Here is a 24,284-nt window from a genome sequence, read left to right as displayed (position 1 = left end):
GGGCCGGACTACGGACTCGACGACTGGCTGGGCAACCGGCCGCACAACGCGCTCGGCGACGGGCCGGACAACCGGCTCGGCAACCGGCTTCACGACACGCTCGACAACCGGCTGGACGACCGGCCTCACAACGCGCTCGGCGGCGGGCTCGACAGCCGGCTTTACGACGGACTCGCCGACCGGCCTCATGACGCGCTCAACAACCGGCTGGGCAACGGACTCGGCAACCGGCCGCACGACCGGCTCGGCGACGGGCTCTACGACCGACCGAACACCCAGCTTCACGACGGGCTCGACAACCGGCTCGTCGACCGGCTCGTCGACCAGCCGCACGACGGGCGCGGCGACCGGTTGGGCGGCCGACTCGACCACGAACTCGGCAACCGGCCGCACAACACGCTCGACAACCGGCTCGTCGACCAGCCGCACGACGGGTGCGGCGACCGGTTGGGCGACCGGCTCGACCACGAACTCGGCAACTGGCCGCACAACGCGTTCGACGACCGGCTCGGCAGCCATCCGAACGCCCGGCTTCTCGACGGGCTCGGTGATCGGACCGACGACAGGCTTCGCGACCCGGACGGTCACGGCCGCGAGGCCGCCGGACGAGGACGATGGCGAGGACGAGGTCGCGGGCTCCGGAACCGATGCGGTCACCGTCTCGGACAAGGGTGCCGTCGGTCCGCCCTCCGCCGCCCGCGCCTGCTGCCCGCACAAGAACCCAAAGGCGAACAACGCCCCCGCCAGCAGCCCCAGTTGCAGCACACGCCGCCCGGCCGCCGTACGCGTCGCGCGTAGAGCGGCACCGGGCAGGGCTGCTGGCCAGGTCAAGAGAGGGCGGTTCCTCGCGTACGGCGACAAGGGTGTCGGAGCATCGATCCTCGCACGGGGTTCCCAAGGCTGCGCAAGCCCTCTCCCACCGCTGGGCAGGCAAGGTCACACGGCGTCGGGCATCGGAAGCGGCCGCTTCTCGATCGCCGCCGCCATCACCTCCGGGAACAGGTCGGGCGTGCAGGCGAACGCCGGTGCCCCGAGCGCCGCGAGAGCCGCCGCGTGCTCGCGGTCGTAGGCGGGCGCGCCCTCGTCGGAGAGCGCGAGCAGCGTCACGAACTGCACTCCGGACGCCTTCATCGCGGCGACCCGCTTCAGCATCTCGTCGCGTATGCCTCCCTCGTACAGATCGCTGATCAGCACGACCACCGTCTCCGCGGGCCGGGTGATCCGCGACTGGCAGTACGCCAGCGCCCGGTTGATGTCCGTGCCGCCGCCGAGCTGGGTGCCGAAGAGCACGTCCACCGGGTCGTCGAGCTGGTCGGTGAGGTCGACGACCGCCGTGTCGAAGACGACCAGCCGCGTGCTGACGGACCGCATGGACGCCAGCACCGCCCCGAACACGGAGGCGTACACAACGGACGCCGCCATCGACCCCGACTGGTCGACGCAGAGGACGACCTCCTTCTTCACGGACTGCGAGGCCCGGCCGTAGCCGATCAGCCGCTCGGGCACGACCGTCCGGTACTCCGGCAGGTAGTTCTTGAGGTTGGCCGCGATGGTGCGGTTCCAGTCGATGTCGTGGTGGCGCGGCCGGCTGACGCGCGCGCTGCGGTCGAGGGCGCCGGTGAGCGTGGCCCGGGTGCGGGTGGCCAGTCGCTTCTCCAGGTCCTCGACGACCTTGCGCACCACGGCCCGGGCCGTCTCCTTCGTCGTCTCCGGCATCGCCTTGTTGAGCGAGAGCAGGGTGCCGACGAGGTGGACGTCCGCCTCCACCGCCTCCAGCATCTCCGGCTCCAGCAGCAGCGTGGCCAGCCCGAGCCGGTCGATGGCGTCCCGCTGCATGACCTGCACGACGGAGGAGGGGAAGTACGTCCGTATGTCCCCGAGCCACCGCGCCACCGAGGGGGCCGAGCCTCCCAGCCCCGCCGAACGGTCGCGTCCCGTCCGTCCCGTCGACGGCTTGTCCCCCTTTCCGTAGAGCGCGGCGAGCGCCGCGTCCATCGCCGTGTCCCGTCCCGACAGCGCGCATCCGGTGCCGTCGGCCGGGCCGCCGCCGAGCACGAGCCGCCAGCGCCGCAGCCGCTCCTGGACCGCGTCCGTCACGTCGTATCCCTCTCCCATGGTCATCCCGCCACCCCCGCAAGCTCGTTGCCCGGCTTCTCCGCGCCGGGACCGGGGCCGTCCAGCCCCAACAGCAGCCGCAGCACGGGCAGTACGGCGTCCGCGCGCTCCTGGTCGAGTTCCTCGGCGAACCCGGGCACACCGCCCGTCGAGCCCCCGGCCCCGCCGCCGCCTTGCCCCGGACCGCGCCCGACCAGCTCGCCGAGCGTTCTGCGCACCCCCGGCTCGTACACCGAGAACGTGCGCCGCAGCAGCGGCAGTACGTCCGTGAACGCCTGCGCCGGCACTCCGGTCAGCCAGGCGTCGACCAGCCCGAGCAGCCGCTCGTCGTGCACGAGCAGCATCCCGCCCCCACCGCCGACGAAGCCCTCGATCCACGCGGCCGCGTCGGCCGGCGGCGTGCCCGGCGACAGCGCGAGGCCCATGAGCCGCGCCGCCTGCTCCTGCTCGACCTCCCCGTCGTCCAGCAGCAGCCGCACCGCGCGTCCCCGCAGCACCCCGGGGACCGTGTCCCGTCCGGAGAGGGTCCGGAGCACGGTGTGCCAGCGGGCGCGCAGATCGCCGTGCGCGGCCTGGGGGGTGTCGCCGAGCAGGGCGATCGCGCCGTGCACCGCGTCCACATGCCGCCGCATCTCCTCGGCCGCGTCCGCGTCCAGTGCGACGCAGGCCGGGGGCAGGCCGACGAAGATCCGCTCGGCCAGGCCGGCCGCCACCCCGGCCAGCGCCCCGGTGTCCGTGCCGCGCACGTCCCCGTAGCGCAGGGAACGGACCAGGGCCGGCAGCGCCTGGGCGAGGTGCCCGACATCCGCGTCGAGCGCCGCCCGGTCGGCGAGCACGCGCATGACCACGGGCAGCGCGTCGGGCAGTTCGGCAAGCAGGCAGTGCTCCGCGAGCGCGGTGACCTCGGCGAGGGCCCGCGCGGCCACGGCGTCCGCCTCCGCCCTGGCGGTCGCGGCGGCGAGCACGGTCGTCCCCCACACCCCGGCCTCGGCGACGCGCACCGACAGCTCGGGCTCCCAGCACAGCCGCCAGGTCTCCCGGAACGTACCGGTGCTGCCCCGCGAGGCCATGGGCTCGCCCCAGCCCACGCCCAGCAGCCGCAGCCTGTGCAGCAGCCTGCTGCGCCCGGCATCGGTCTCCTTGCGCAGGTCGAGCTCCAGCTCCCGCTCCAGCGCCTCCGGTTTGAGCCGCAACCGCCGCTGCAGCCGGGCCAGGTCGCGCTGCAACGGCACCGCGGGCGCCGCCTCCGGCACCGCGCCCAGCACGTCCCCGACCACCAGCCGGTCGTGCACCAGTGCCAGCGGCACGTCGGAGCCGTCGCACATCACCGCGCGCACCGCGTCCGTCGTCTCGCTCAGCCCAGCCAGCGGGCGGCCGCGCATCGCGGCGAGCGTCCCCGCCAGCCGCACCGCCTCGATGACGTGCGCGGAGGAGACGATGCGGTCCTCCTCCCGCAGCAGTCCCGCCACCTTGGTCAGCCACCGCTCGACGGGCCGGTCCGGCGCGTCGAACAGATGGGCGTACCAGCCGGGCGAGTCGATACCCGCGCCGTAGCCGGAGGCCCGGGACAGCCGGCGATGGGTCCACGGCACCCAGGTCATGTCCGCCTTGACCTTGGGCAGTCCCTTCAGCAGGGCCCGGTCGGCGGCGACGGTCACCTTCCGCCGCAGCGCGGGCACGTGCCAGGCCCCGCACACCACGGCGACGCCGTCCCCGAACTCGCGCTGTGCGGCACGCACTTGGAGGCGCATGTGGGCCTCGCGCACGAGATCCCGGTGGTCCTCCCCGCTGCCGTACGCCTCTCGCAGCGCGCCCATGGCCTCCTCCAGCACCAGGAACGGGGCGAACGCGTCGCCCTCGCCGGCGCCCCGGTGCTCGACCACGTCCTCCCACCAGCGCTCGGGGTCGTCGTACCCGGCGGCCTCGGCGAGCGCGGCGAGCGGGTCGACGCGCACGGCTGTCTCGGGCGGACACGCCTCCGCCGGGGGCTCCGCGATCCCCTCCACCGCGGAGCCCTCCGCGTCGGCGCCGCCGTCCGCGGGCGTGCCGGCGTCTTCCCTGCCCCACGCGAGGCCCCACGCGAGCGTGTGCGTGGCCGGCAGGTCGATGAAGCGGGCCGGGACGTCGTGCTCCAGAGCCCAGCGGACGGCGACCCACTCGGGCGAGAAGCCGGCCAACGGCCAGAACGCCGAGCGGCCGGGCTCGTCCACGGCGTGGGCGAGGAGCGCGACGGGCGGCCGCATGTCCCGGTCGGCGGCGAGCGGGATCAGAGCGTCCGCCTCCGGCGGGCCCTCGATCAGCACCGCCCGCGGTCGCGCCGCCTCCAGCGCGGCTCGCACCGCGCGGGCGGATCCGGGCCCGTGGTGCCGGACCCCGAGCAGCAGCGGCCCCGCGCCGGGCCGCCGGCTCCCGGACTCCTCAGCTCTCCTCACGTCGTCCCCCTCCTCGTCCTCCCTCGTCCTCGTCCCGCGGTCCAGCTGGGCTCGTCGTCGGCGCGGGCCCGCGCCGTGCCGGCCGGCAGGCGTCCGCCGTCGGTCGGCCGTCCGGTGCCGCTCACGCGCTCACCTCCCGGCAGGCCCGGTAGAAGTCCTTCCAGCCGTCGCGCTCGCGGACGACGGTCTCCAGGTACTCCTGCCAGACGACGCGGTCGGCCGCCGGGTCGCGGACGACGGCGCCGAGGATGCCGGCGGCCACGTCACCTGCCCGCAGCACGCCGTCGCCGAAGTGGGCCGCCAGCGCGAGGCCGCCGGTGACCACCGAGATGGCCTCGGCGGTGGACAGGGTGCCGCTGGGCGACTTCAGCTTCGTACGGCCGTCCGCGGTGACTCCGTCGCGCAGCTCGCGGAAGACGGTCACGACACGGCGGATCTCGTCGGCCCCGTCCGGGACGCCCGGCAGGTCGAGGGAGCGGCCGATCTGGTCGACGCGGCGCGCCACGATGTCGACCTCGGCCTCGGGGCTCTCCGGCAGCGGCAGCACCACGGTGTTGAACCGGCGGCGCAGGGCGCTGGACAGGTCGTTGACCCCGCGGTCGCGGTCGTTGGCGGTGGCGATCAGGTTGAAGCCGCGGACCGCCTGCACCTCCTCGCCCAGTTCCGGTATCGGCAGGGTCTTCTCGGACAGGATCGTGATCAGCGTGTCCTGCACGTCGGCCGGGATGCGGGTCAGCTCCTCGACCCGGGCGGTCATGCCCTGCGCCATGGCCCGCATGACCGGGCTGGGCACGAGGGCGTCGCGGCTCGGGCCGTGCGCCAGCAGGCGCGCGTAGTTCCAGCCGTAGCGGATCGCCTCCTCCGGGGTGCCGGCCGTGCCCTGCACCAGGAGCGTCGAGTCGCCGCTGACCGCGGCGGCCAGGTGTTCGGACACCCAGGTCTTCGCCGTGCCCGGCACGCCGAGCAGGAGCAGGGCGCGGTCGGTGGCGAGGGTGGTGACCGCGACCTCGACGATGCGGCGGGGGCCCACGTACTTCGGTGTGATCACCGTGCCGTCCGGCAGCGTGCCGCCGAGGAGGTAGGTCGCGACGGCCCACGGCGACAGCTTCCAGCGGGCCGGACGCAGACGGTCGTCGTGCGCGGCGAGCGCCGCCAGCTCGGCCGCGAAGGCGTGCTCGGCGTGCGGGCGCAGCGTCTGCGCCTCCGGCGTGTTCGCGGGCGCGGAGTGGTTCTGGCGCGGTTCGACGGGTGTCGGTTCGACGGACACAGACATGGCTGAGGCCCCCTCCAGCTCGGCCGGTTCGGATCTGTCACCAACCATGAACCACGGCACTGACAATGCATTCTGACCTGTACAAACGCGCTTGCCCGGTCGATTGTCAGTGGCAGGTCCTACCTTCGATGACATGACTCAGCAGGGGGTGCGCTGGAGCGCGGACCAGGTGCTGGCACTGGCGCCTGACACCGCGTCGCGCAAAGCGGGAAGCAAACTCGGCGCGGCCGGGCCGTGGTCCGAGGCGGGGTGTTCCGACGAGGGGGTGGTGTGGGGACGGTGCAAGGGCAGCGGCAGCAGGCCCTATCAGACGGTCGTCGACGTCGCGGACGGTGCCGGGCCGGCGTACAAGTGCAGTTGTCCGAGCCGCAAGTTCCCGTGCAAGCACGCGCTCGGCCTGCTGTTGCTGTGCGCGAGCGACGACGGCGCGGTGCCGTCGGGACAGGCGCCCGACTGGGCCGAGCAGTGGATGGCGGCCCGCAGGGAGCGGACGGCGCGGAAGCGGTCGGAGGGGGCCGCGGGTCCGGCCTCCGGCGCCGCTGATCCGCAGGCGGCGCTGCGCAGGGCGGGGCGCCGGGCCGAGCGGATCACCGCGGGGGTGACGGAGCTGGAGCAGCGCCTGGCCGACCTGCTGCGCGGCGGTCTGGCCCCGGCGGAGCAGGAGGGGTACGGGCTGTGGGAGGAGACGGCGGCCCGCATGGTCGACGCGCAGGCTCCCGGACTGGCGGGACGGGTGCGGGAGCTGGGGGCCGTGCCGTCGTCGGGGCCGGGCTGGCCGGTGCGGCTGCTGGAGGAGTGCGCGCTGCTGCACCTGCTGGGCCAGGGCTGGCTGGGCCGCGAGCGGCTGCCGGAAGGGGTGTCGGCGACGGTCCGTTCCCGGGTGGGCCTGCCCGTCTCCGCAGACGGGCCTCCAGTGCGGGATCGCTGGCTCGTCCTCGCCCAGTACGACACCGCGGACGCGAAGCTGACCACACGCAGGATATGGCTGCACGGCGCGGACTCGGGCCGCACGGCTCTGCTGCTCTCCTACGGCGCGGCGGGCCGCGCCCCGGAGCTCGCGCTGCCGGTGGGCCTGGCCCTGGAGGCGGAGCTGTCCTCCTATCCGGGCGCGGGGCAGCTGCGTGCGGCCCTGGGAGAGCGGTTCGCGCCCCCGGCGCCCGTCCGAATCCGCCCGCGCGGGGTCACGACGGCGCAGGCGGCCGCCCGCTACGGCGCGGCGCTGCAGGACGACCCGTGGCTGGAGTCGGTTCCGGTGACACTGCGGGAGGTCGTACCGGTGCCGGACGGCGAGTCCTGGCAGCTGGCCGACGCCGCCTCCGACTCCGCGCTGCCCGTCACTCGAGTGGCCCGTACGCGTCCGGGCCTGTGGCGGCTGGTCGCCCTGTCGGGCGGCGCGCCGGTCACGGTCTTCGGCGAGTGCGGCCACCGGGGCTTCACCCCGTTGACCGCATGGCCGCGGGACGAGGGAGAAATGGTGACGCTGTGTTGATGCATCATCGACCATCCGTGACATCATCCCTGGCAGCGGGCTCGGGATGTCCGGCAAAGGAGTGACGTCACCGCGACACGCGGGGCACTGTCGGCACAGCGGGAACCTCTCACCCAAAAGGCGCAAAATGTCAGAGAGTATCCCATCTGAATAGGTTTTCCCTTCTGCCCCACGCATTTGTTCCACCCCAGGGGAAACCCGGTCCATGTGACCTTTCAACCACTCCCGGGCAGCCGGCTACGGAAAGGAAGCTCATGATCAGGACCTCCACCCCGCCAGAGGCGCCCGCCACGGGCGCCTGGGAGGAGTTGGTCACCACCGCCCTGCTCGGCACGGACCGGCGCACGCCCCCGGGCGGCGCACCGGGACGGACCGCGCCGGTGGCGCTGCTCGACGCGGCGGCCGTGCAGACCGTACGGCGGCGTGCGGGACTGCGCCCCGCGCCTGCGGCCCGGCGTCCGGAGCCCGCACCGGAGGATCCGCGTCCGCCGCTGCCCGCGGCCGCGGCGCGCAGGCTCGCCGTGCTGCTGGCCGACCGGCCCGGTGCGGCGGGCGGCCGCCGGGGCACGGCACCGGACCTGATGGAGCTGCTTCCCCAGTGGCTCGCGGCGGCGAACGCCCACGGGTACGCCCCGCCGCCGGAGACGCTGCCCGCCCTGCTGGACGCCGCGCGGGGCCGTACGGACCTGCGTCCGGCCGCACTGGCCTTCGGCGGCCCGCGCGCGCTGTGGCTGGCGGGGCTGAACCCGGACTGGCGGTTCGCCCTGCGGGCGGCCCCGGGCGCCGGCGCCGCCCAGAGCGGCTCCAAGGACGCCGACCGCGTCCGCAAGCTGTGGGAGGAGGGCCTGTTCGCGGAGCGGGTCGCGCTGCTCGCGTCGATACGTGCCCGCACGCCCGCGGCCGCACGCGAACTGCTCGCCGACTCCTGGGCCACCGAGCGGGCCGAGGACCGGCTGATGTTCCTCGACTCCCTGCGGACGGGTCTCGGCCCGGACGACGAGGCCTTTCTGGAACAGGCCCTGTCCGACCGCAGCCGCAATGTACGGTCCACGGCCGCGGAGTTGCTCTCGGCGCTGCCCGGATCTGCGCTGGCCGCGCGGATGGCGGCCCGGGCCCGCTCCTGCGTGGCCGTCGACCACACGCGCGGGACACCCACGCTCGTCGTCGAGGCGCCGCACGAGTGCGACTCGGCCATGGAGCGCGACGGGATCGCCCCCAAGGCTCCGGCAGGACGGGGCGAGCGATCTTGGTGGCTGGGCCAGTTGGTGGAGGCGGCGCCGCTCGGGACCTGGCCCGGACGGCTGGGCGGGCGCACGCCGCGGGAGATCGTGGCCCTGCCGGTCGCGGACGGATGGCAGGGCGAACTGCACGCCGCCTGGTGCCGGGCGGCGGTGCGACAGCGGGACGCACAGTGGGCGCGGGCGCTCCTCGGGCCGCCCGCGGCCCCCGAAGCCGGCGGCCCCGGCGCGGTGTCCCTGGCCGAGCGCGCCAAGCTGCTCGGCACGCTGGATGCCGCCGAACGGGCCGGCTGGGTGGCCGGATTCATCGCGGCACACGGACTGCCCGAGGCGTTTCAGCTGCTCGGGGTGTGCGCGGTGCCGTGGGCGGCACCGCTCGGGCGGGCGGTGGTCGACGCGCTCAACATCGCGCGGGACGCAGGGAGTTACCCATGGAGTTTCAGTGGAGTGATGGGGCTTGCCGAGCGGTGCCTGGATCCCGCGGAGGCGAGTCGGCTCGACGGACTGCTGGCGGTTCCGGACGAGGCGGAGAACGCGTCGCCGGGAGCCGGAGGGTACTGGGCGGAGGCCTTCCAGCGGCTGGTCACGACCTTGCGGCTGCGCTCCGCCATGGCCGGGGAACTGGAGGCGGCGCGCGCCGACTGAGTCCTGCCCCGGGTGAAGGCGGACCTCCCTGGGGGCCGCGCCCCCAGGACGGACCGCTCGCACCCGGGCGGCGCCGGGAGGTCCTGCGGGAGCCGCCGGCGCCCCTACGCCTCGGCGGGCTGGCGGACGTTCGCCCTGACCCAGTCGACGATCGACTGGGTGGTCGCGCCCGGGGTGAAGATCTCCGCGACACCCTTCTCCTTGAGCGGGGGGATGTCCGCCTCCGGGATGATGCCGCCGCCGAAGACGACGATGTCCTCCGCGTCGCGCTCCCTGAGCAGTTCGATCACCGCGGCGAACAGCGTGTTGTGCGCGCCCGAGAGGATGGACAGGCCGATCGCGTCGGCGTCCTCCTGGATCGCCGTGTCCACGATCTGCTCCGGGGTCTGGTGGAGCCCGGTGTAGATGACCTCCATACCGGCGTCGCGCAGGGCCCGCGCGATCACCTTGGCACCCCGATCGTGGCCGTCGAGCCCCGGCTTGGCCACCACCACGCGGATCGGACCGGCTGCCACACCCATCACTGCCTCCATGAAGCGACTACATCCATCCGTACCGACAAGTACCTCACATGTGGCACGGACGCCCCGCACCACACCGTCCGGGGAAGTGAACGAACGTTATCGCCAGCATCCCGCAACCGGCAGTTTCACGGTGCAGAGGGAGGGGGAAATCACATGGTGGGACACTCCCCCGAGTTCTCCGGGCAGGGGGGACCCGCAGGCCGCGCATCTTTCCCCGTCCGCGCGGCCCTCGCGTCGCATGCCTTTGCCGCGGCGCGCGGACCACTGCGGGAGCAAGCACGACGGGAACCGCAACGAGGTCGTCGCACCACCGCGCCGCAGACCGCGCGCCGCGGTGGTGCGCCGTATCCGCGAGGGCACGAAGGGCACCCGGGGCCGGTGGGGCACGGCAGCGCGAAGCCTGCCCGGCCGACCGCCCCCGCCGCGACTGCCCACGAGGGCACAGGGGGGACAGGGCCGTCCTCCCGCGTGCCGACAGGAGGTCGGCCATGAAGGTCACCAGGGTCGCGGACCCCATCCTCCCGCTCTGCCGGTGCCTGCTGCCGTGCAGACTCGCCGGGCTCTCACTGGCCCTGCTGAAGGCGACCGCTCTGGAACTCGCGATCCTCGCGGGACATCTCCTGCTCTACCCCTCGGGCATCGTCCAGGAGCGCCGCGGCGCCTCCCGCGCGATCCCGGCGCCCGAGGGCACCGCCCAGCTGCCGACCGAGGCCAAGCCACCAGTCGTGCTGCTGCACGGGTTCATCGACAACCGCTCCGTGTTCGTCCTGCTGCGCCGCAGCCTCGCCCAGCACGGCAGGCAGCGCGTGGAGTCCCTGAACTACTCACCGCTGACCTGCGACATCCGCACCGCGGCCGAACTGCTCGGCCGGCACATAGAGGAGATCTGCGAGCGCACCGGCAGCAGGCAGATCGACGTCGTCGGGCACAGCCTCGGCGGACTGATCGCCCGCTACTACGTGCAGCGGCTCGGCGGCGACCTGCGGGTCCGCACCCTCGTCACCCTCGGCACCCCGCACTCCGGCACCCGGGTCGCGCCGCTGGCCAACGCCCACCCGATCGTGCGGCAGATGCGCCCCGGTTCCGAGCTGATCGAGGAGCTGTCGCGCCCCGCGCCGGGCTGCCGTACGCACTTCGTCAGCTTCTGGAGCGACCTCGACCACCTGATGGACCCGCTGGAGTCGGCCTGCATCGAGCACCCCGACCTGAAGGTGGAGAACATCCAGGTCAGCGGAATCGGACATCTCGCCCTGCCGCTCCACCCCGCCGTGGCGACCGGGATACGGCAGGTCCTCGACACCGCGCGCCCCGGAGACCCGACCGCCGACCGCGCCGGCGGAGTGACCGTCGCCTGACGGCCAACCCCTCGGGATCGAACGCAACTCGAACACAAAGTTAAAGCCGTCTCCACACCCCGGCGAAACACGGCTGAATGCCCGTTTCCCGCCTCGGGGAAACCTGCGGAAGATTGTCGCGCCCTCGTACCGCCGGGTACAGTCACCGCACTGCTCTGCCAGCCCCTGTTGTCGAGGCGAAAGAGAAGTTGGTGAACGACCGTCACCCGTCGGGGACCATGGCCGCCCCGGCTCCGGCCTCCGATACCGCCTCGACGCCCTACGCGTCGTACGACGGACAGGAAGCCGCATACGGCGACTTCACCACGTACAGCGACTACAACGCCACCGGTTACCACACCGGCACGTACGCCACGGCGAACTACACCGCCGACCCTCTCTACGACGGTCTCACGACCGGCGAGACGCACACCACGGGTTCGTACGACACCACCGCCTGGTCCACGAACGGCCACCAGAGCCAGAACTACGACCCGTACGCGGCCCAGCACCACACCGCCTACGACACCGGCGCGTACGACACCACCGCCTGGGCGACCGGCTACCAGCAGCAACTGGCCTCCGTTCCACCACAGTCCACGCCGGTCGACACCAGCGGCCAGTGGGACGCGCACACCTGGCTCCAGCCGGACCAGACGGCCGCCGCCGACGCCACCCAGCAGTGGGACTGGGGCACGCAGGCCTTCGACACCGGCGCGTACGACGCCACGCAGTGGAACAGCGACGGCGGCACCACGGTCGGGGAGAACTTCGAGGGGCCCGAACCGCACGAGCCGCAGGGCGACTCGGCGGAAGAGGAACCGGCCGCCGCGGTTGAGCCGGACCCGGCCCCGCTGCTGCTCGACGACGAGGAAGAAGTCACTTCCGCTCCGGCCCCCGCCTCGCGAGCGGCCTCCCGCGCAGCGGGCCGCTCCCGGCGCCGCCCCCCGGCCAGGCGCTCCGCACTGCTCACGGTGGCGGTGCCCTCGGTCTGCGTGATGGGGGTCGCCGGGATCGCCGCCGCCTCCGTGGGCGGTCTGACCGAGGACGGCAAGGACAGCGCGGCGGTCACGCCCGACGCGCACCCCGTCAAGGCGTCCACCGCCAACAACAAGCTGGACACCCAACTGCAGGGCCTGTCCGCGGGGGCGAACGACTTCGCCGACCGGGCCAGCCGGTACCAGGAGCGCATCGACCTCAAGGCGCAGCAGGAGGCCGAGAAGAAGAAGGCGGCGGAGGAGGCGGCCCGCAAAGAGCGGCTGCGCCCCAAGTTCGCCGTCCCGGTCTTCGAGAGGGGTCTCAGCGCCTACTTCGGACAGGCCGGCGTGAACTGGATGTCGGTGCACACCGGCATCGACTTCCCCGTCTCGTACGGGACGACGGTGCTGGCCGCGACCGACGGCACGGTCCGCACGCAGTGGAACAGCGCCTACGGCAACATGATGATCGTGACCGCGATGGACGGCACGGAGACGTGGTACTGCCACCTCTCCAGCTACCGGGTCCCCTCCGGTGCGACGGTGAAGGCCGGAGAGCCGATCGCCTACTCCGGGAACTCCGGCAACTCCACCGGCCCGCACCTGCACTTCGAGGTCAGGCCCGCGGGCGGGGCGCCCATCGACCCGCTGTCGTGGCTGCGCAGCCACGGCCTCGACCCGACGTAACCCCCTCCCGCTACAGCTTCTCCACCGGCGCGTACCGCAGCAGCAGCCGCTTCGCCTTGCCGTCGCCGAAGTCGATCGTTGCCTGGGCCTTGTCGCCCGTGCCCGCGACGGCGACCACCGTGCCCAGGCCGAACTGGTCGTGCGTGACCCGGTCTCCGACGGCGAGCGCCGCCACCGGCTTCTCCGTGGTGCGGCGGGTGGCGAAGCCCGAGGCGCCGGACGCCGACGAGCGGGACCGGGACGAGGACAGCGAGGCCGCCACCGAGGAGGCCGGACCGGAGGGCGCGAAGGCCGAACCGCCCGTCCGCTTCCAGTCCACGTGTGTCGGCGGGATCTCCTCCAGGAACCGGGAGGGCGGGTTGTACGACGGCTGGCCCCAAGCGCTGCGCATCGCCGAACGGGTCAGGTACAGCCGCTCCCGCGCGCGTGTGATGCCGACGTAGGCCAGGCGCCGCTCCTCCTCCAGCTCCTTGGTCTGGCCGAGGGCGCGCATGTGCGGGAAGACGCCGTCCTCCATGCCCGTCAGGAAGACCACCGGGAACTCCAGGCCCTTGGCGGTGTGCAGGGTCATCAGCGTGATGACGCCGTCGCCGTCCTCCTCGTCCGGGATCTGGTCCGAGTCGGCGACCAGGGCGACCTGCTCCAGGAAGTCGGAGAGCGCGACCGGCTCCCCCTCCCCGCGCTCCTGCTCGAACTCCAGGGCGACCGCGGCGAGTTCCTGGAGGTTCTCGATACGGGTCTCGTCCTGCGGGTCGGTGGAGGCCTGCAACTCGGCCAGGTAGCCCGTGCGTTCCAGGACGGCCTCCAAAATCGTGGCTGGTCCGGCGCCCGACTCGACGATCGTGCGGAGGTCCTCCATCAGCGTGTTGAACCGCTTGACCGCGTTCGTGGAGCGCGCGGCCATGCCGTACGCCTCGTCGACGCGGCGCAGCGCCTGCGGGAAGCTGACCCTCTCCCGCTGGGCGAGGGCGTCGATCATCGCCTCGGCGCGCTCGCCGATGCCCCGCTTGGGCACGTTGAGGATGCGGCGCAGCGGGACGGAGTCCTCGGGGTTGGCCAGGACGCGCAGGTAGGCCAGGACGTCCCGGACCTCCTTGCGCTCGTAGAAGCGGACGCCGCCGACGACCTTGTAGGGCAGGCCGACGCGGATGAAGACCTCTTCGAAGACACGGGACTGGGCGTTGGTGCGGTAGAAGACGGCGACGTCGCCGGCCTTGGCCTCGCCGGCGTCCGTGAGGCGGTCTATCTCGTCGGCGACGAACTGCGCCTCGTCGTGTTCGGTGTCGGCGACGTAGCCCGTGATGCGGGCGCCCGCGCCTGCGTTGGTCCACAGGTTCTTGGGACGGCGGGACTCGTTGCGCTCGATGACCGCGTTGGCGGCGGACAGGATCGTCTGCGTGGAGCGGTAGTTCTGCTCCAGCAGGATCGTCGTCGCGTCCGGGTAGTCCTCCTCGAACTGGAGGATGTTGCGGATGGTCGCGCCGCGGAAGGCGTAGATCGACTGGTCGGCGTCACCGACCACGCACAGCTCGGCCGGTCGCAGCTCGTCCTCGGCGGACGGTACGTCCACGGGGTGCTCGGCGGTGCCGACCAGTTCCCGTACCAGGGCGTACTGCGCGTGGTTGGTGTCCTGGTACTCGTCGACCAGGACGTGCCGGAAGCGGCGGCGGTAGTGCTCGGCGACGTCGGGGAAGGCACGCAGCAGGTTGACCGTCGTCATGATCAGGTCGTCGAAGTCGAGGGCGTTGGCCTCGCGCAGCCGCGACTGGTAGAGGGCGTAGGCCTGGGCGAGGGTCTTCTCGAAGCCGTCGGTGGCCTGGGCGGCGAAGTCCTCCTCGTCGATCAGCTCGTTCTTGAGGTTGCTGATCTTGGCGCTGAACGACTTGGGCGGGTAGCGCTTGGGATCGAGGTCCAGGTCGCGGCAGACCAGGGCCATCAGGCGCTTGGAGTCGGCGGCGTCGTAGATCGAGAAGGAGGACGTGAAGCCGAGCTTCTTGCTCTCCCGGCGCAGGATGCGCACGCACGCGCTGTGGAAGGTCATCACCCACATCGCGTTGGCGCGCGGTCCGACGAGCTGCTCGACGCGCTCCTTCATCTCGCCGGCGGCCTTGTTGGTGAAGGTGATCGCCAGGATCTGGCCGGGGTGGGCGTCCCGCTCGGCCAGCAGGTACGCGATCCGGTGCGTGAGCACACGGGTCTTGCCGGAGCCGGCGCCGGCCACGATGAGCAGCGGGGAGCCGGAGTGCGCGACGGCGGCGCGCTGATTGTCGTTCAGCCCCTCCAGGAGCGCGGCCGGGTCCACGACCGGCCGCTGGGCGCCGTCGCGGTAGTAGGCGTCCCGGTCCGGGGGCACGTCGAACTTCCCGCCGAACAGATCGTCCGGAACCGGCTCCGGAGCGTGATCGTCCTCGGGCGGCGGCGGGGGCTCTTCCTCGTGCCCGCGGGGGGCCTGGAGATCCGCCAGGAAGCTGTCGTCAAAGAGGCTGCTCATCGCTCTACGAGTCTAGGGCGCCCCACCGACAACCCGTGGCCGCCCCGGGAAATGACCGGTTCGTCGAGGCCGAGACCGAGGTCACGAAAACGTATCGGACATACCTCGCACCAACCTTCACACGAGCCACACAAGTTGGTTAGCGTGCGATCTGACCGCATGATCGTCACCGGGGGATTCGCCGACGACGCGGCCTCCCCATGCAATCCACCCGATCCCGACGGCCAACCGGCAGGCGGACGATGGAAGGAGTCGCCTCCCTTGGCGTCGCACAGCGGCACGCGGGCCGCCGCAACACCCGGATCAGGCACGCACGGACCAGGCACGCACGGACCAGGCACGCACGGACCAGTCACACACGGGGCGGACGGCGACGGGCCGAGTCCGGAAGAGGTCGAGAGGAAGCTCGACTACCTGTACGGCCGGGCGGGGTCGTCGACCGCGCGGAACGACGCCGCCCAGAAGAGGGGGGCGAGGCAGCGCGGGCTGGTCGCCGCACTCCTCGACGACGTCGCCAAGCGCGCCGACATGCTCGGCAAGGCGCGGGAGATGCTCGGTTCCTTCGCGGCGGCCCCGTACCGCAACGGTGACCCCGCCCCCGAGACCGCCGCCCTGCAGCTCGCCGAGACCCCGCAGGGCTACTTCGACCAGGCCCAGTTGATCAGCCGACTGAACGCACGCCGCGAAAGCCTGATCGACGGCCCCACCTCGCGGCCGCCGGCGCCCGAGGCCACGGTCACGGCCACAGCCCCAAGCACCTCCCCGGCCCCGGCCCCTGACCTCCCCGGGCCGCAGCACGAGATCGCGGCGGCCAAGGCGGCCGTCCAGCGGAAGCTGGCCCACGCGCGCGTACTGCTGCTGTCGACGCCCCAAGCACGTGAGGCCGTGCGCGCGCCTGAGCCCGCGCCGCAAGCGCAGGCGGCGGAGAACGCAGCGAACACGGAGTACGCAGAGAACGCTGCGAACGCGGAGAACGCCGCCCCCTCCCCTCGTCAGGGCGACGGCGCGGCCCCCGGTGCCTCGTCCGGTGTGTTCCCCGGGCGGGCGTCCGGCCCCGCGCAGGCGACCAGGGCCGACCAGGCCCTCGCCTTCGCCCGCGAGCAGATCGGCAAGCCGTACGTGTGGGGTGCGGCGGGTCCGGGATCGTACGACTGTTCCGGCCTCACCCAGGCCGCCTGGAAGGCCGCCGGCGTCACGCTGCCCCGCGCCGCCCGCGACCAGGCCCAGGCCGGTACGGCAGTCCCGCTCTCCGAGGCCCGGCCGGGCGACCTCGTCTTCTTCGCCTTCTTCGACGACGCGGACCATGTCGGTCTCTACGCCGGTGACGGCATGATGATCCACGCGCCGAGGCCCGGCGGCCGCGTCCGCGAGGAGTCCGTCCACCACGACGGCGAATCGGCGGTGCACCGCGTGGTGCGGCCGGCCTGAGGGCGGCGCGTCCCGTCCGGCCGGTTTTCGGCGGGCCGGTTTTCGGCGGGCCGGTTTTTGCACGCACCCGCGCGCGTGCCCCACGCATGGGCGCGCGAAGCTCCTTAGCATCGGGCCATGCCCGGCACCTCACCCTTCCGCGCCTGGTTGGCCCAGCGCCCCCCGGCGGCCGGGGCCGCCGTGATGGCCACCGGCATCGTGTCGGTCGCCCTGCATCTGACGGGCTACGAACTCCTGTCCCGTGTGATCCTCGCGGTGGCCTGCTTCGCCTGGCTGACGCTGGCGGCAGACTTCGCCCTACGGCTGCTGGGCGACCGAACGCGGTGGATCAGGGAGGCGGGAACGCCGGGCGCCCTCACCGCCGTCGCGGCGACGACCGTGCTCGGGACCCGTTTCTCGGCGCTGGGGTGGCAGACCCTCGCGGAGGCGCTGCTCGCGCTGGCCTTCGTGCTGTGGCCGGGGCTGCTGGTGCTGGTGGTCCGCAACTACCGCCGGCCCATGCCCGGGGCGGTGTTCCTGAGCTGCGTGGCGACCGAGGGCCTCGCCGTGCTCGCGGCCACTCTGGCCAAGGCACAGGCCGTGGCCTGGCCGGCGTACGCCGCGCTGGTGCTGTTCTGGCTCGGACTCGTGCTGTACGTGTGCGCGCTGTACTGCTTCGACCTGCGGCAGCTGCTCGAGGGGCACGGGGACCAGTGGATCGCGGGCGGGGCCCTGGCGATCTCGGCTCTCGCCGGCGCACAGCTGATCGCGGCCGGCGGCTCAGGCATGTACCTGTGGGACGCCGACGACAGCGGTGTGCTGCGGACGGTGACCCTGGCGCTCCTCGTGCTCGACCTGTGCTGGTACGCCGTCCTGGTCGTCGCCGAGCTGGCACGGCCCCGGCTGCGCTACGACGTGCGCCGCTGGTCGACCGTGTTCCCGATGGGTATAACGGCGGCGGCGAGCGTGTCCGTCGCCGCCGCCGCGGACGTCCCGTCGCGGGGGCTGGGGGAGGTGCTGCTGTGGGTCGCGGTGGCGGCCTGGCTGGCCGTCGCCACGGGCGCGGTCCTGGACGCGCGCGCGGAGCTCAGGGCGCTGCGCTGACCGTCACGTCCACAGCACGGCGATGAAGATGTTCGCCGTGGTGAGCAGGCCCACCAGGCCGAACAGGCCCTTGTCCACCTTCTCGTCGTCCCGCTTGACGTAGACCAGGCCGAGGATCACGATCAGCAGCGCCAGCTTCACGCCGATCTTGATGTTGTCGACGTGGTGGCCCTGAGCCTGGTTGAGGCCGACCAGGACCACACCGGTGACCAGCATCGTCAGCGCGCCGTGCAGCATCGCCGGCACGAACCGGGCCGTGCCGCGGCCCATCGCCTTCATCTGGGTGAGGAAGCCGCCGAGCAGCGCGGCGATACCGACGATGTGCAGACCGACGAAGAGATGGATGAGTACGTCCATGAGTCCGGAGCCTAACCAGCGGCCTTTCCTCTCCCGGCACCGGCCCGTCCCAGGCGGCCGCCCGCCGACGCGCGCACGCCGACGTGGGACGAGGGCGGACAGAGGACCCGGGTGGACACAAGCGGACGCCTGCCGGTCGCCGCATATATGCGACACATAGCACCTCGCCCAGCCCGAACGCCCCGGAAATCCACGCATCGGTCATCGCAGCGCGTGAAGGCGATGTCGCCGGAACGAGATCGCGGTCACATACGGTCACCCGGCGATCCCCTGCCGCCACTTCCGTACATGACCTCACCCGGCGCTCACCGAGCGGCTTAGCTCCTCCCTCAGGTGACCGGCTTCACCGCCGCCCGGGCCAGGGGCGGCAGCCGGACACCACCGCCGAGAAGTCCGGCGGCGGGCTGCTTCCCCTGTGCGGGCCGCCGCCGGACCCGGACCCCGCCTCCGCGGCCGGCAGAAGGGACGTGACGCTCCACGTGGCAGCGCACCGCAAGCTCCGACAGCGCTCGCTCGGCGGGAGCACCGTCCGTACGGCCGCCACGATCGCCCTCGCGGGCGCCGCGACGGCGACCGGCTTCGACGGCACCGTGCACGCCGCTCCGCGGCCGGGGCCGGAGCAGATCAAGGCCACGGTGGACAGGCTCTACCGGGAGGCGGAGACCGCCACCGAGAAGTACGACGGTGCGAAGGAGAAGGCGGACACGGCCGAGCAGCGGCTGAAGGCACTGGGCGACGAGGCCGCCCGCAGGCAGTTGAAACTGAACTCCGCCCGCGACGCGCTGGGCTCGATCGCCGCGGCGCAGTACCGGGACGGCGGGATCGACCCGGTGGTGCGGCTGATGCTGTCCGACGACCCCCGGCGGTACCTGGACGGGGCCGAGTTCGCCGAGCGCGCGGGCGTCCGGCAGACGGCTGCCGTGGCCGATGTGCGCCGGCAGCTCCGGGAGGTCGACCGGCTGCGCGGGGACGCGCGCGTGGAGCTGACCTCGTTCCGGTCACGGCAGGCGGAACTGCGCCGGCAGAAGAAGACGGTCACCACCAAACTGGACGAGGCCCGGCGGCTGCTGGCCGGGTTGTCCCCGCAGCAGCGCACGGCGATCGGCGCGGGCGGGGACACCGGGCACGCGGCCCGCCACGGCACCGGGGCCTGGGACCCACTCGGTGACCCGGCCTCGGTCACCGCCCCCGGTTCGCGGGCGGCGGCGGCCGTCGCCTACGCCTACCGGAAGCTCGGCAGCCCCTATGTGTGGGGCGCGACCGGGCCTCACGCCTTCGACTGCTCGGGCCTGATCCAGGCCGCCTACCGCTCCGCCGGGGTCTCGCTGCCCCGCACCACCTACGCCCAGATCGGGGCGGGCCAACGTGTCCCACGCTCCGCACTGCGCCCCGGCGACCTGGTGTTCTTCTACTCCGGCATCAGCCACGTCGGCCTCTACGTCGGCAACGGCCAGATGATCCACGCCCCGAACCCCTCGGCCCCGGTCCGCCTGGCCCCGGTCGACCAGATGCCCTTCGCGGGGGCGACACGAGTGGCGTGAGGGAGTCCGGACCGGGATGCGCACCGGCGGTCGGCGCCGCCCCCGCGGTGACGTGCCGTTGCTGGACGACGCGATCGCGGAGGCGTGCCTACCGGTAGGTCACACCAGCCGGCGTGCCGTCGCCCAGCGGGTCAGCTCGTGGCGGTTGGAGAGCTGGAGCTTCCTCAGCACCGCGGAGACGTGGGACTCCACCGTCTTGACTGAGATGAAGAGCTGCTTGGCGATCTCCTTGTACGCGTAGCCGCGGGCGATGAGGCGCAGCACCTCGCGCTCGCGCTGGGTGAGGCGGTCGAGGTCCTCGTCGACCGGCGGGGCGTCGGTGGAGGCGAAGGCGTCGAGGACGAAGCCGGCCAGGCGCGGGGAGAAGACGGCGTCGCCCTCCTGGACCCGGAAGATCGAGTCGACGAGGTCGGTGCCCGTGATCGTCTTCGTCACATAGCCGCGCGCTCCGCCGCGGATCACGCCGATCACGTCCTCCGCCGCGTCCGACACGGACAGCGCGAGGAAGCGCACGGGCCGCTCGGCGTCGGTGGTCAGGGCGGCGCAGCGCCGCAGCACCTCCACTCCGCCGCCGCCGGGCAGGTGGACGTCGAGCAGGACCACCTCGGGCCGGGTCGCGGTGATGACCGTGACCGCCTGGTCGACGTCCGCGGCCTCGCCGACGACCTCCACGCCCGTCTGCTCGGTCTGGCCGATCTCGGCCTGGACCCCGGTGCGGAACATGCGGTGGTCGTCGACGAGGACCACGCGCACATGCCGCCCGCCCGCCCCCGTCGTCTCCGCTCCCGCCGTACCGTTCGTCTCGGTCGGGTCGCTCATCACGTGTTCTCCGCCCTCTCCATCTCCAGCTCGACCTCCGTGCCGCCGTCCGGCACGGCCCGCAGCCGGGCCGTCCCCCCGTTGCGCTCCATACGGCCGATGATCGATTCTCTGACGCCCATCCGGTCGGCGGGTATCGCGTCGAGGTCGAAGCCGGGTCCGCGGTCCCGGACGGACACGAAGACCGTCCTGCCCTCGACCTCGGCGTAGACCTGGACGGCGCCGCCTTCGCCACCGTACTTGGCGGCGTTCACCATGGCTTCCCGCGCGGCTTGCATCTGGGCGCCGATCCGGTCGTCGAGCGGGCAGTCGCCGACCACGACCACCTCTATGGGGACGCCGTGCTTGTCCTCGACCTCGGCGGCGTTGCGCTTGACCGCCTCGGCGAGGGTGGCCGGCTCGTCGGCCTCGTCCTTGCCGTTGCCCTCCGGCTTGTAGAGCCAGGCGCGCAGGTCGCGCTCCTGGGCCCGGGCGAGGCGGCGCACCTCGCCCGCGTTCTCCGCGTTGCGCTGGATCAGGGTCAGGGTGTGCAGCACCGAGTCGTGGACGTGGGCGGCGACCTCGGCCCGCTCCTGGGCGCGGATGCGCATCAGACGCTCCTCGGAGAGGTCCTGGGTCATGCGCACGAGGTAGGGGCCGGCGAGCAGGGTTATGCCGACCAGGACGGCGAGGGCCGCCTGGAGGACCGAGCCGAGATGGGCGGCGGACCCCTGCATCACGAAGATGGCCGAGACGCCGGCCGTGACCAGCAGGACGCCCGCGCCGGCGCGGGCCAGGGTGAGCGTACGGCGGCGGCGGCCGACCTCGACCCAGCGGGCCCGGCGTGCGTTGTCCGCCTGGCGCCAGACCAGGGCGACGCCCGCGGCGACGAGGACGGCCGGCAGGAGGTAGGCCTTCGCGCCGGTGCCCGGATTGACGCTGCCGACGAAGACCATCGCCACGACGACCATGAGGAGCAGGGCGACGATCTGGCCCTTGTCCGGCTTGCGGGCGACGATTCTGCGGCGGCCGTCCGGCGAGGTCTCGGTGGTGACGAGGGACGGCGGCTTCTGGTCGCCGACGCCGCCGACGCCGAGGGGCACGAAGAACCAGAAGGCCGCGTACACCAACGCGCCGAGCCCGTCGGCCATGAACAGGCCGACGAAGACGAGCCGCACCCAGACCACGGGCAGCCCGAGGTGCCCGGCGAGACCCCGCGCCACTCCGCCGAGCCAGCGTCCGTCGCTGCTGCGGTAGAGCTTGCGCGGCGGCCGCGGGGCGTCGACGGGCACTGCTGCGGCTTCCGGCATGCCACTGATGGTCACACGCCCGGCGGTGCGGGGACATCAGGGTCCACCCCCTAGACTCCCCTGATCTTCGGATCCGCTCTTCGGAAAGGCTCTTCGAAAAGGGCCCGGGTCGCGGCCCGACGGCCTGTCGGACGTATCCCCGGCCACGGCTCAGGGGCGAATCAGGGTTCGCCCAGGGTCGTCCCGGCTCCCGCCACGACCGCACGCCCGTCACCATGGACGCATGGCGAATCACCAGCACGCCGCGAGGGGTCCGGAACCCGGCTCCGGCCCGGGCCCGTCCCCGGGCACCGGGCCGCGGGACGCCGTGCCCGGCGCGGGTGCGGGTGAACAGCCGCGGGCACCCGGGCAGCCGGGTGCGCCGCGCGCGGACGAACGGCCGGGCTCGGCCGACGGGATGGGAGGGGAGAGCGTGACGGGCACGACGGGGGCGGCCGAACACCGGGACCCGGCCACCGGGCCGGAGACCGGGACGGCGGGAGCCGGCACCGCTGCCGGGGCGCGCGCCGAGGCCGAGACCGGAGCGGGCGGCACCGGCGGGGTGGCGAAGTTCCGGCGGGACCGGACGCACCGAATGATCGGCGGCGTCTGCGCCGGTCTGGGGCGGCAGTGCGACATGGATCCGGTGATCTTCCGGATCACGCTGGCCGTGCTGGCCGCGACCGGCGGCATAGGCCTCATCTTCTACGGCTTCGCCTGGCTCTTCGTGCCGTACGACGACGAGGAGGAGAACGAGGTACGTAAGCTCCTCACCGGCCGGGTGGACGGACCGGCGCTCGCGGCCGTGCTGTTCGCGCTGGTCGGCTGCGGGGTCTTCCTGTCCATGCTGGGCAACGGCAGCGTGCTGTCCTTCGGCGTCGTCCTGTCCCTGCTCCTCGCCGGCGCCGGGTACTGGTCGCAGCATCGGGGCGCCCCCGGCCCCGACCCGCTGGCCGCCCAGGCCGCAGCCGACGCCCCGCCGGAGGCCAAGGCACCGCCGGTGCCCGCGATCTACCCCTCCTGGTGGCGCGACCCGATCGTCAAGGACGGCACCCATGTCGGCGGCACGGGCTATCTGTGGGGTCCCCGCGACTCGCGCGGCCGGGACGTCGCCACGGCCGTCAACATCGGCCTCGGCGCGCATGCCGGCCAGTACACCCGTCCGGTGCGCACCGAGCCGCCCCGCCCCCGCCCCCGCGGCCCGCGCGGGATCGGCGGCTGGGTCTTCCTGCTGGCCCTGCTCGCCGGCACCCTCGGCACCCGCCTGACCTGGGACGGCGACGCCCTGGGCACCAGCCTCCAAGCCGGTCTTGCCTGCGCGCTCGCGGTCTTCGGCCTGGGCATGGTGGTGAGCGCGTTCCTGGGCCGGACGGGCTTCGGTTCGATACTGCTGGCGCTGGTCACCGCGGCCCTCCTCGGCACTTCCGCGGCGCTTCCGAAGGACGTCACCACACAGTGGGGGCACCAGACCTGGCAGCCCGCCGCGACGGCGGGCGTCCGGCCCGAGTACCACCTCGGCACCGGGGAGGGCACCTTGGACCTGACCCGGATACGCCCCGGCAAGGGAGCGACGGTGACGACGAAGGCTCAGGTGGGCGTGGGCCGGCTGCGGGTGATCGTGCCGGCGGGCGTGACCGTGCGGGCGAACATCGAGGTGGGGATCGGCGACATCCGGCTGCCGGGCGACACCTCACAGGACGTGGACGTGGCGCCCGGCCGGCACCAGAAGATCACGCTGCCCGCGACCGCGGGCGGCAAGGACGCCGGGACCCTGGACATCAAGCTCCAGGTCGGCATGGGACAGGCGGAGGTGAACCGTGCTGCGCCATGAGTTCCAGCCGGGGAAGCTGGTGTCCGGTGTCTTCCTCACCGGCGCGGGAGTGGTCTACGCGGGCGACGCGGCCGGTGCCTGGCAGGCCCCGTGGTTCCTGCTGGCCCCGATGGTCGTCGGCGGCCTGTGCCTGGGAGGCGCGGCGGCGGTGGTGAACAGGGCCGTGCGCAGGCGCCGGGACGCCCGCGCGGCCCTCGGCGGGACGGGTACCGGAGGAACGGGCTGAGCTGCCGGTACTCCCCCGTGCCGAGCTATCGGTACTCCCCCGACCGTCGCCGCCGCCGTACCCGCAGCGCGACGTCGGCGGAGAGCATCGGGGCGCCGGCGAGGACGAGGGGCAGCCAGGCCATCAGATAGACGAGGTCGTTGCCGTAGTAGTAGGGGGTGGTGGCCCAGCTGACCGTGAGCCACAGGCTGAGGGAGATCAGCGCGCCGCCGAGCGCGGCCAGGCGGCTCAGCAGACCGATGAGGGTGCCGAGGCCGACGGCCAGTTCGGCGAAGGCGATGCCGTAGCCGAAGCCGACCGGGTTCTTCAGGGCCAGGTCGACCAGGGCCGGGATGGCGGAGGAGTCGCGGACCGCGCGCATCGTCTCGCCGATCGACCCAGGGCCGGTGTCCTGCATGAAGCCGCTGGAGGTGAGCTTGTCGAGACCGGCGTAAATAAAGGTGACGCCCAGGAAGATGCGGAGGGGCAGGAGGGCATATCGGCCCGCTGTGTCCCGCCGGCTTGGGCTCAGATCGGCATGCATGGG

The 24,284-nt window shown here is 73.1% G+C and carries 19 protein-coding genes; 10 read left to right on the top strand and 9 right to left on the bottom strand.

Going from position 1 to position 24,284, the window contains the following annotated elements:
- Positions 1 to 798 (top strand): hypothetical protein (locus tag ACIQFZ_RS00410; protein WP_402690282.1); only part of this gene is annotated, 798 nt, incomplete at its 5' end.
- A gap of 138 nt (positions 799 to 936) precedes the next feature.
- Here the strand turns inward: ACIQFZ_RS00410 and ACIQFZ_RS00405 are convergent.
- The 3 genes from ACIQFZ_RS00405 to ACIQFZ_RS00395 all read right to left on the bottom strand — a co-directional run bounded on the left by ACIQFZ_RS00405 (position 937) and on the right by ACIQFZ_RS00395 (position 5,820).
- Entirely contained in the window at positions 937 to 2,121 is a 1,185-nt protein-coding gene (locus tag ACIQFZ_RS00405) for a VWA domain-containing protein (RefSeq protein ID WP_383058715.1), read from the bottom strand.
- A complete protein-coding gene (locus ACIQFZ_RS00400; RefSeq protein WP_402690281.1) occupies positions 2,118 to 4,547 on the bottom strand; it encodes a DUF5682 family protein in 2,430 nt (809 codons plus the stop codon). Before ACIQFZ_RS00400 ends, ACIQFZ_RS00405 begins: the two co-directional genes overlap by 4 nt.
- A gap of 121 nt (positions 4,548 to 4,668) precedes the next feature.
- A complete protein-coding gene (locus ACIQFZ_RS00395) occupies positions 4,669 to 5,820 on the bottom strand; it encodes an AAA family ATPase (RefSeq protein ID WP_402690280.1) in 1,152 nt (383 codons plus the stop codon).
- Between the two features lie 133 nt (positions 5,821 to 5,953).
- Between ACIQFZ_RS00395 and ACIQFZ_RS00390 the strand changes: the two genes are divergently transcribed.
- Both ACIQFZ_RS00390 and ACIQFZ_RS00385 read left to right on the top strand, forming a co-directional pair.
- Positions 5,954 to 7,309 carry an SWIM zinc finger domain-containing protein gene (locus ACIQFZ_RS00390; protein WP_402690279.1) on the top strand — a complete coding sequence of 452 codons (1,356 nt, stop codon included), beginning with the start codon at positions 5,954 to 5,956 and terminating at the stop codon, positions 7,307 to 7,309.
- A gap of 254 nt (positions 7,310 to 7,563) precedes the next feature.
- Entirely contained in the window at positions 7,564 to 9,192 is a 1,629-nt protein-coding gene (locus tag ACIQFZ_RS00385) for a DUF5691 domain-containing protein (protein WP_402690278.1), read from the top strand.
- 104 nt (positions 9,193 to 9,296) lie between these two features.
- On the opposite strand, the gene ACIQFZ_RS00380 is transcribed toward ACIQFZ_RS00385, so the two are convergent.
- Entirely contained in the window at positions 9,297 to 9,713 is a 417-nt protein-coding gene (locus ACIQFZ_RS00380; RefSeq protein ID WP_141359236.1) for a cobalamin B12-binding domain-containing protein, read from the bottom strand.
- Positions 9,714 to 10,204: 491 nt separating this feature from the next.
- Here ACIQFZ_RS00380 and ACIQFZ_RS00375 point away from each other — a divergent pair, with 491 nt between their 5' ends.
- Positions 10,205 to 11,071 carry an esterase/lipase family protein gene (locus ACIQFZ_RS00375; RefSeq protein ID WP_376405405.1) on the top strand — a complete coding sequence of 289 codons (867 nt, stop codon included), beginning with the start codon at positions 10,205 to 10,207 and terminating at the stop codon, positions 11,069 to 11,071.
- A gap of 77 nt (positions 11,072 to 11,148) precedes the next feature.
- Positions 11,149 to 12,714 carry a M23 family metallopeptidase gene (locus ACIQFZ_RS00370; protein ID WP_383058722.1) on the top strand — a complete coding sequence of 522 codons (1,566 nt, stop codon included), beginning with the start codon at positions 11,149 to 11,151 and terminating at the stop codon, positions 12,712 to 12,714.
- 10 nt (positions 12,715 to 12,724) lie between these two features.
- Here ACIQFZ_RS00370 and pcrA read toward each other — a convergent pair whose 3' ends face one another.
- Entirely contained in the window at positions 12,725 to 15,205 is a 2,481-nt protein-coding gene (gene pcrA, locus ACIQFZ_RS00365) for a DNA helicase PcrA (RefSeq protein ID WP_376652808.1), read from the bottom strand.
- A gap of 261 nt (positions 15,206 to 15,466) precedes the next feature.
- On the opposite strand from pcrA, the gene ACIQFZ_RS00360 reads away from it, so the two are divergent.
- Positions 15,467 to 16,633, top strand: a complete 1,167-nt coding sequence (locus ACIQFZ_RS00360; protein WP_402690277.1) for an NlpC/P60 family protein — start codon at positions 15,467 to 15,469, stop codon at positions 16,631 to 16,633.
- 117 nt (positions 16,634 to 16,750) lie between these two features.
- Positions 16,751 to 17,716: a tellurite resistance/C4-dicarboxylate transporter family protein gene (locus ACIQFZ_RS00355; protein WP_402690276.1), complete on the top strand. Its 966-nt coding sequence runs from the start codon at positions 16,751 to 16,753 to the stop codon at positions 17,714 to 17,716.
- Positions 17,717 to 17,719: 3 nt separating this feature from the next.
- On the opposite strand, the gene ACIQFZ_RS00350 is transcribed toward ACIQFZ_RS00355, so the two are convergent.
- Positions 17,720 to 18,073 (bottom strand): hypothetical protein, encoded by a 354-nt coding sequence (locus tag ACIQFZ_RS00350; RefSeq protein ID WP_225077931.1) that lies wholly within the window; start codon positions 18,071 to 18,073, stop codon positions 17,720 to 17,722.
- A gap of 479 nt (positions 18,074 to 18,552) precedes the next feature.
- Here ACIQFZ_RS00350 and ACIQFZ_RS00345 point away from each other — a divergent pair, with 479 nt between their 5' ends.
- Positions 18,553 to 19,614 (top strand): NlpC/P60 family protein, encoded by a 1,062-nt coding sequence (locus ACIQFZ_RS00345; protein ID WP_402690446.1) that lies wholly within the window; start codon positions 18,553 to 18,555, stop codon positions 19,612 to 19,614.
- 99 nt (positions 19,615 to 19,713) lie between these two features.
- Here ACIQFZ_RS00345 and ACIQFZ_RS00340 read toward each other — a convergent pair whose 3' ends face one another.
- Together ACIQFZ_RS00340 and ACIQFZ_RS00335 are read right to left on the bottom strand one after the other, a co-directional pair.
- Positions 19,714 to 20,433 carry a response regulator transcription factor gene (locus tag ACIQFZ_RS00340; protein ID WP_361418739.1) on the bottom strand — a complete coding sequence of 240 codons (720 nt, stop codon included), beginning with the start codon at positions 20,431 to 20,433 and terminating at the stop codon, positions 19,714 to 19,716.
- Positions 20,433 to 21,722, bottom strand: coding sequence for a PspC domain-containing protein (locus ACIQFZ_RS00335; protein WP_402690275.1), 1,290 nt, complete (start codon positions 21,720 to 21,722; stop codon positions 20,433 to 20,435). The genes ACIQFZ_RS00340 and ACIQFZ_RS00335 overlap by 1 nt, the downstream gene beginning before the upstream one ends.
- Positions 21,723 to 21,945: 223 nt before the next feature.
- On the opposite strand from ACIQFZ_RS00335, the gene ACIQFZ_RS00330 reads away from it, so the two are divergent.
- Both ACIQFZ_RS00330 and ACIQFZ_RS00325 read left to right on the top strand, forming a co-directional pair.
- Positions 21,946 to 23,532: a PspC domain-containing protein gene (locus ACIQFZ_RS00330; RefSeq protein ID WP_402690274.1), complete on the top strand. Its 1,587-nt coding sequence runs from the start codon at positions 21,946 to 21,948 to the stop codon at positions 23,530 to 23,532.
- Complete coding sequence (locus tag ACIQFZ_RS00325; RefSeq protein ID WP_361418730.1) at positions 23,519 to 23,758, top strand: hypothetical protein; 240 nt, start codon at positions 23,519 to 23,521, stop codon at positions 23,756 to 23,758. Before ACIQFZ_RS00330 ends, ACIQFZ_RS00325 begins: the two co-directional genes overlap by 14 nt.
- 25 nt (positions 23,759 to 23,783) lie before the next feature.
- On the opposite strand, the gene ACIQFZ_RS00320 is transcribed toward ACIQFZ_RS00325, so the two are convergent.
- Positions 23,784 to 24,281 (bottom strand): DoxX family protein, encoded by a 498-nt coding sequence (locus tag ACIQFZ_RS00320; protein ID WP_376652811.1) that lies wholly within the window; start codon positions 24,279 to 24,281, stop codon positions 23,784 to 23,786.
- Positions 24,282 to 24,284: the final 3 nt, after the last annotated feature.

The organism is Streptomyces sp. NPDC093064 (genome assembly GCF_044754605.1).
Taxonomy (GTDB): Bacteria; Actinomycetota; Actinomycetes; order Streptomycetales; family Streptomycetaceae; genus Streptomyces.
The sequence above is the reverse complement of the archived record's forward strand: the minus strand, read 5'-3'. Positions and strand labels throughout refer to the sequence as shown.

What these genes read in the sequence shown, in the direction of transcription:
- ACIQFZ_RS00405 (WP_383058715.1), bottom strand. Translation starts at nt 2,121, where the DNA reads ATGACCATGGGAGAGGGATACGACGTGACGGACGCGGTCCAGGAGCGG.
- ACIQFZ_RS00395 (WP_402690280.1), bottom strand. Translation starts at nt 5,820, where the DNA reads ATGTCTGTGTCCGTCGAACCGACACCCGTCGAACCGCGCCAGAACCAC.
- ACIQFZ_RS00390 (WP_402690279.1), top strand. Translation starts at nt 5,954, where the DNA reads ATGACTCAGCAGGGGGTGCGCTGGAGCGCGGACCAGGTGCTGGCACTG.
- ACIQFZ_RS00385 (WP_402690278.1), top strand. Translation starts at nt 7,564, where the DNA reads ATGATCAGGACCTCCACCCCGCCAGAGGCGCCCGCCACGGGCGCCTGG.
- ACIQFZ_RS00380 (WP_141359236.1), bottom strand. Translation starts at nt 9,713, where the DNA reads ATGGGTGTGGCAGCCGGTCCGATCCGCGTGGTGGTGGCCAAGCCGGGG.
- ACIQFZ_RS00375 (WP_376405405.1), top strand. Translation starts at nt 10,205, where the DNA reads ATGAAGGTCACCAGGGTCGCGGACCCCATCCTCCCGCTCTGCCGGTGC.
- ACIQFZ_RS00370 (WP_383058722.1), top strand. Translation starts at nt 11,149, where the DNA reads ATGCCCGTTTCCCGCCTCGGGGAAACCTGCGGAAGATTGTCGCGCCCT.
- pcrA (WP_376652808.1), bottom strand. Translation starts at nt 15,205, where the DNA reads ATGAGCAGCCTCTTTGACGACAGCTTCCTGGCGGATCTCCAGGCCCCC.
- ACIQFZ_RS00355 (WP_402690276.1), top strand. Translation starts at nt 16,751, where the DNA reads ATGCCCGGCACCTCACCCTTCCGCGCCTGGTTGGCCCAGCGCCCCCCG.
- ACIQFZ_RS00350 (WP_225077931.1), bottom strand. Translation starts at nt 18,073, where the DNA reads ATGGACGTACTCATCCATCTCTTCGTCGGTCTGCACATCGTCGGTATC.
- ACIQFZ_RS00340 (WP_361418739.1), bottom strand. Translation starts at nt 20,433, where the DNA reads ATGAGCGACCCGACCGAGACGAACGGTACGGCGGGAGCGGAGACGACG.
- ACIQFZ_RS00335 (WP_402690275.1), bottom strand. Translation starts at nt 21,722, where the DNA reads ATGCCGGAAGCCGCAGCAGTGCCCGTCGACGCCCCGCGGCCGCCGCGC.
- ACIQFZ_RS00330 (WP_402690274.1), top strand. Translation starts at nt 21,946, where the DNA reads ATGGCGAATCACCAGCACGCCGCGAGGGGTCCGGAACCCGGCTCCGGC.
- ACIQFZ_RS00320 (WP_376652811.1), bottom strand. Translation starts at nt 24,281, where the DNA reads ATGCATGCCGATCTGAGCCCAAGCCGGCGGGACACAGCGGGCCGATAT.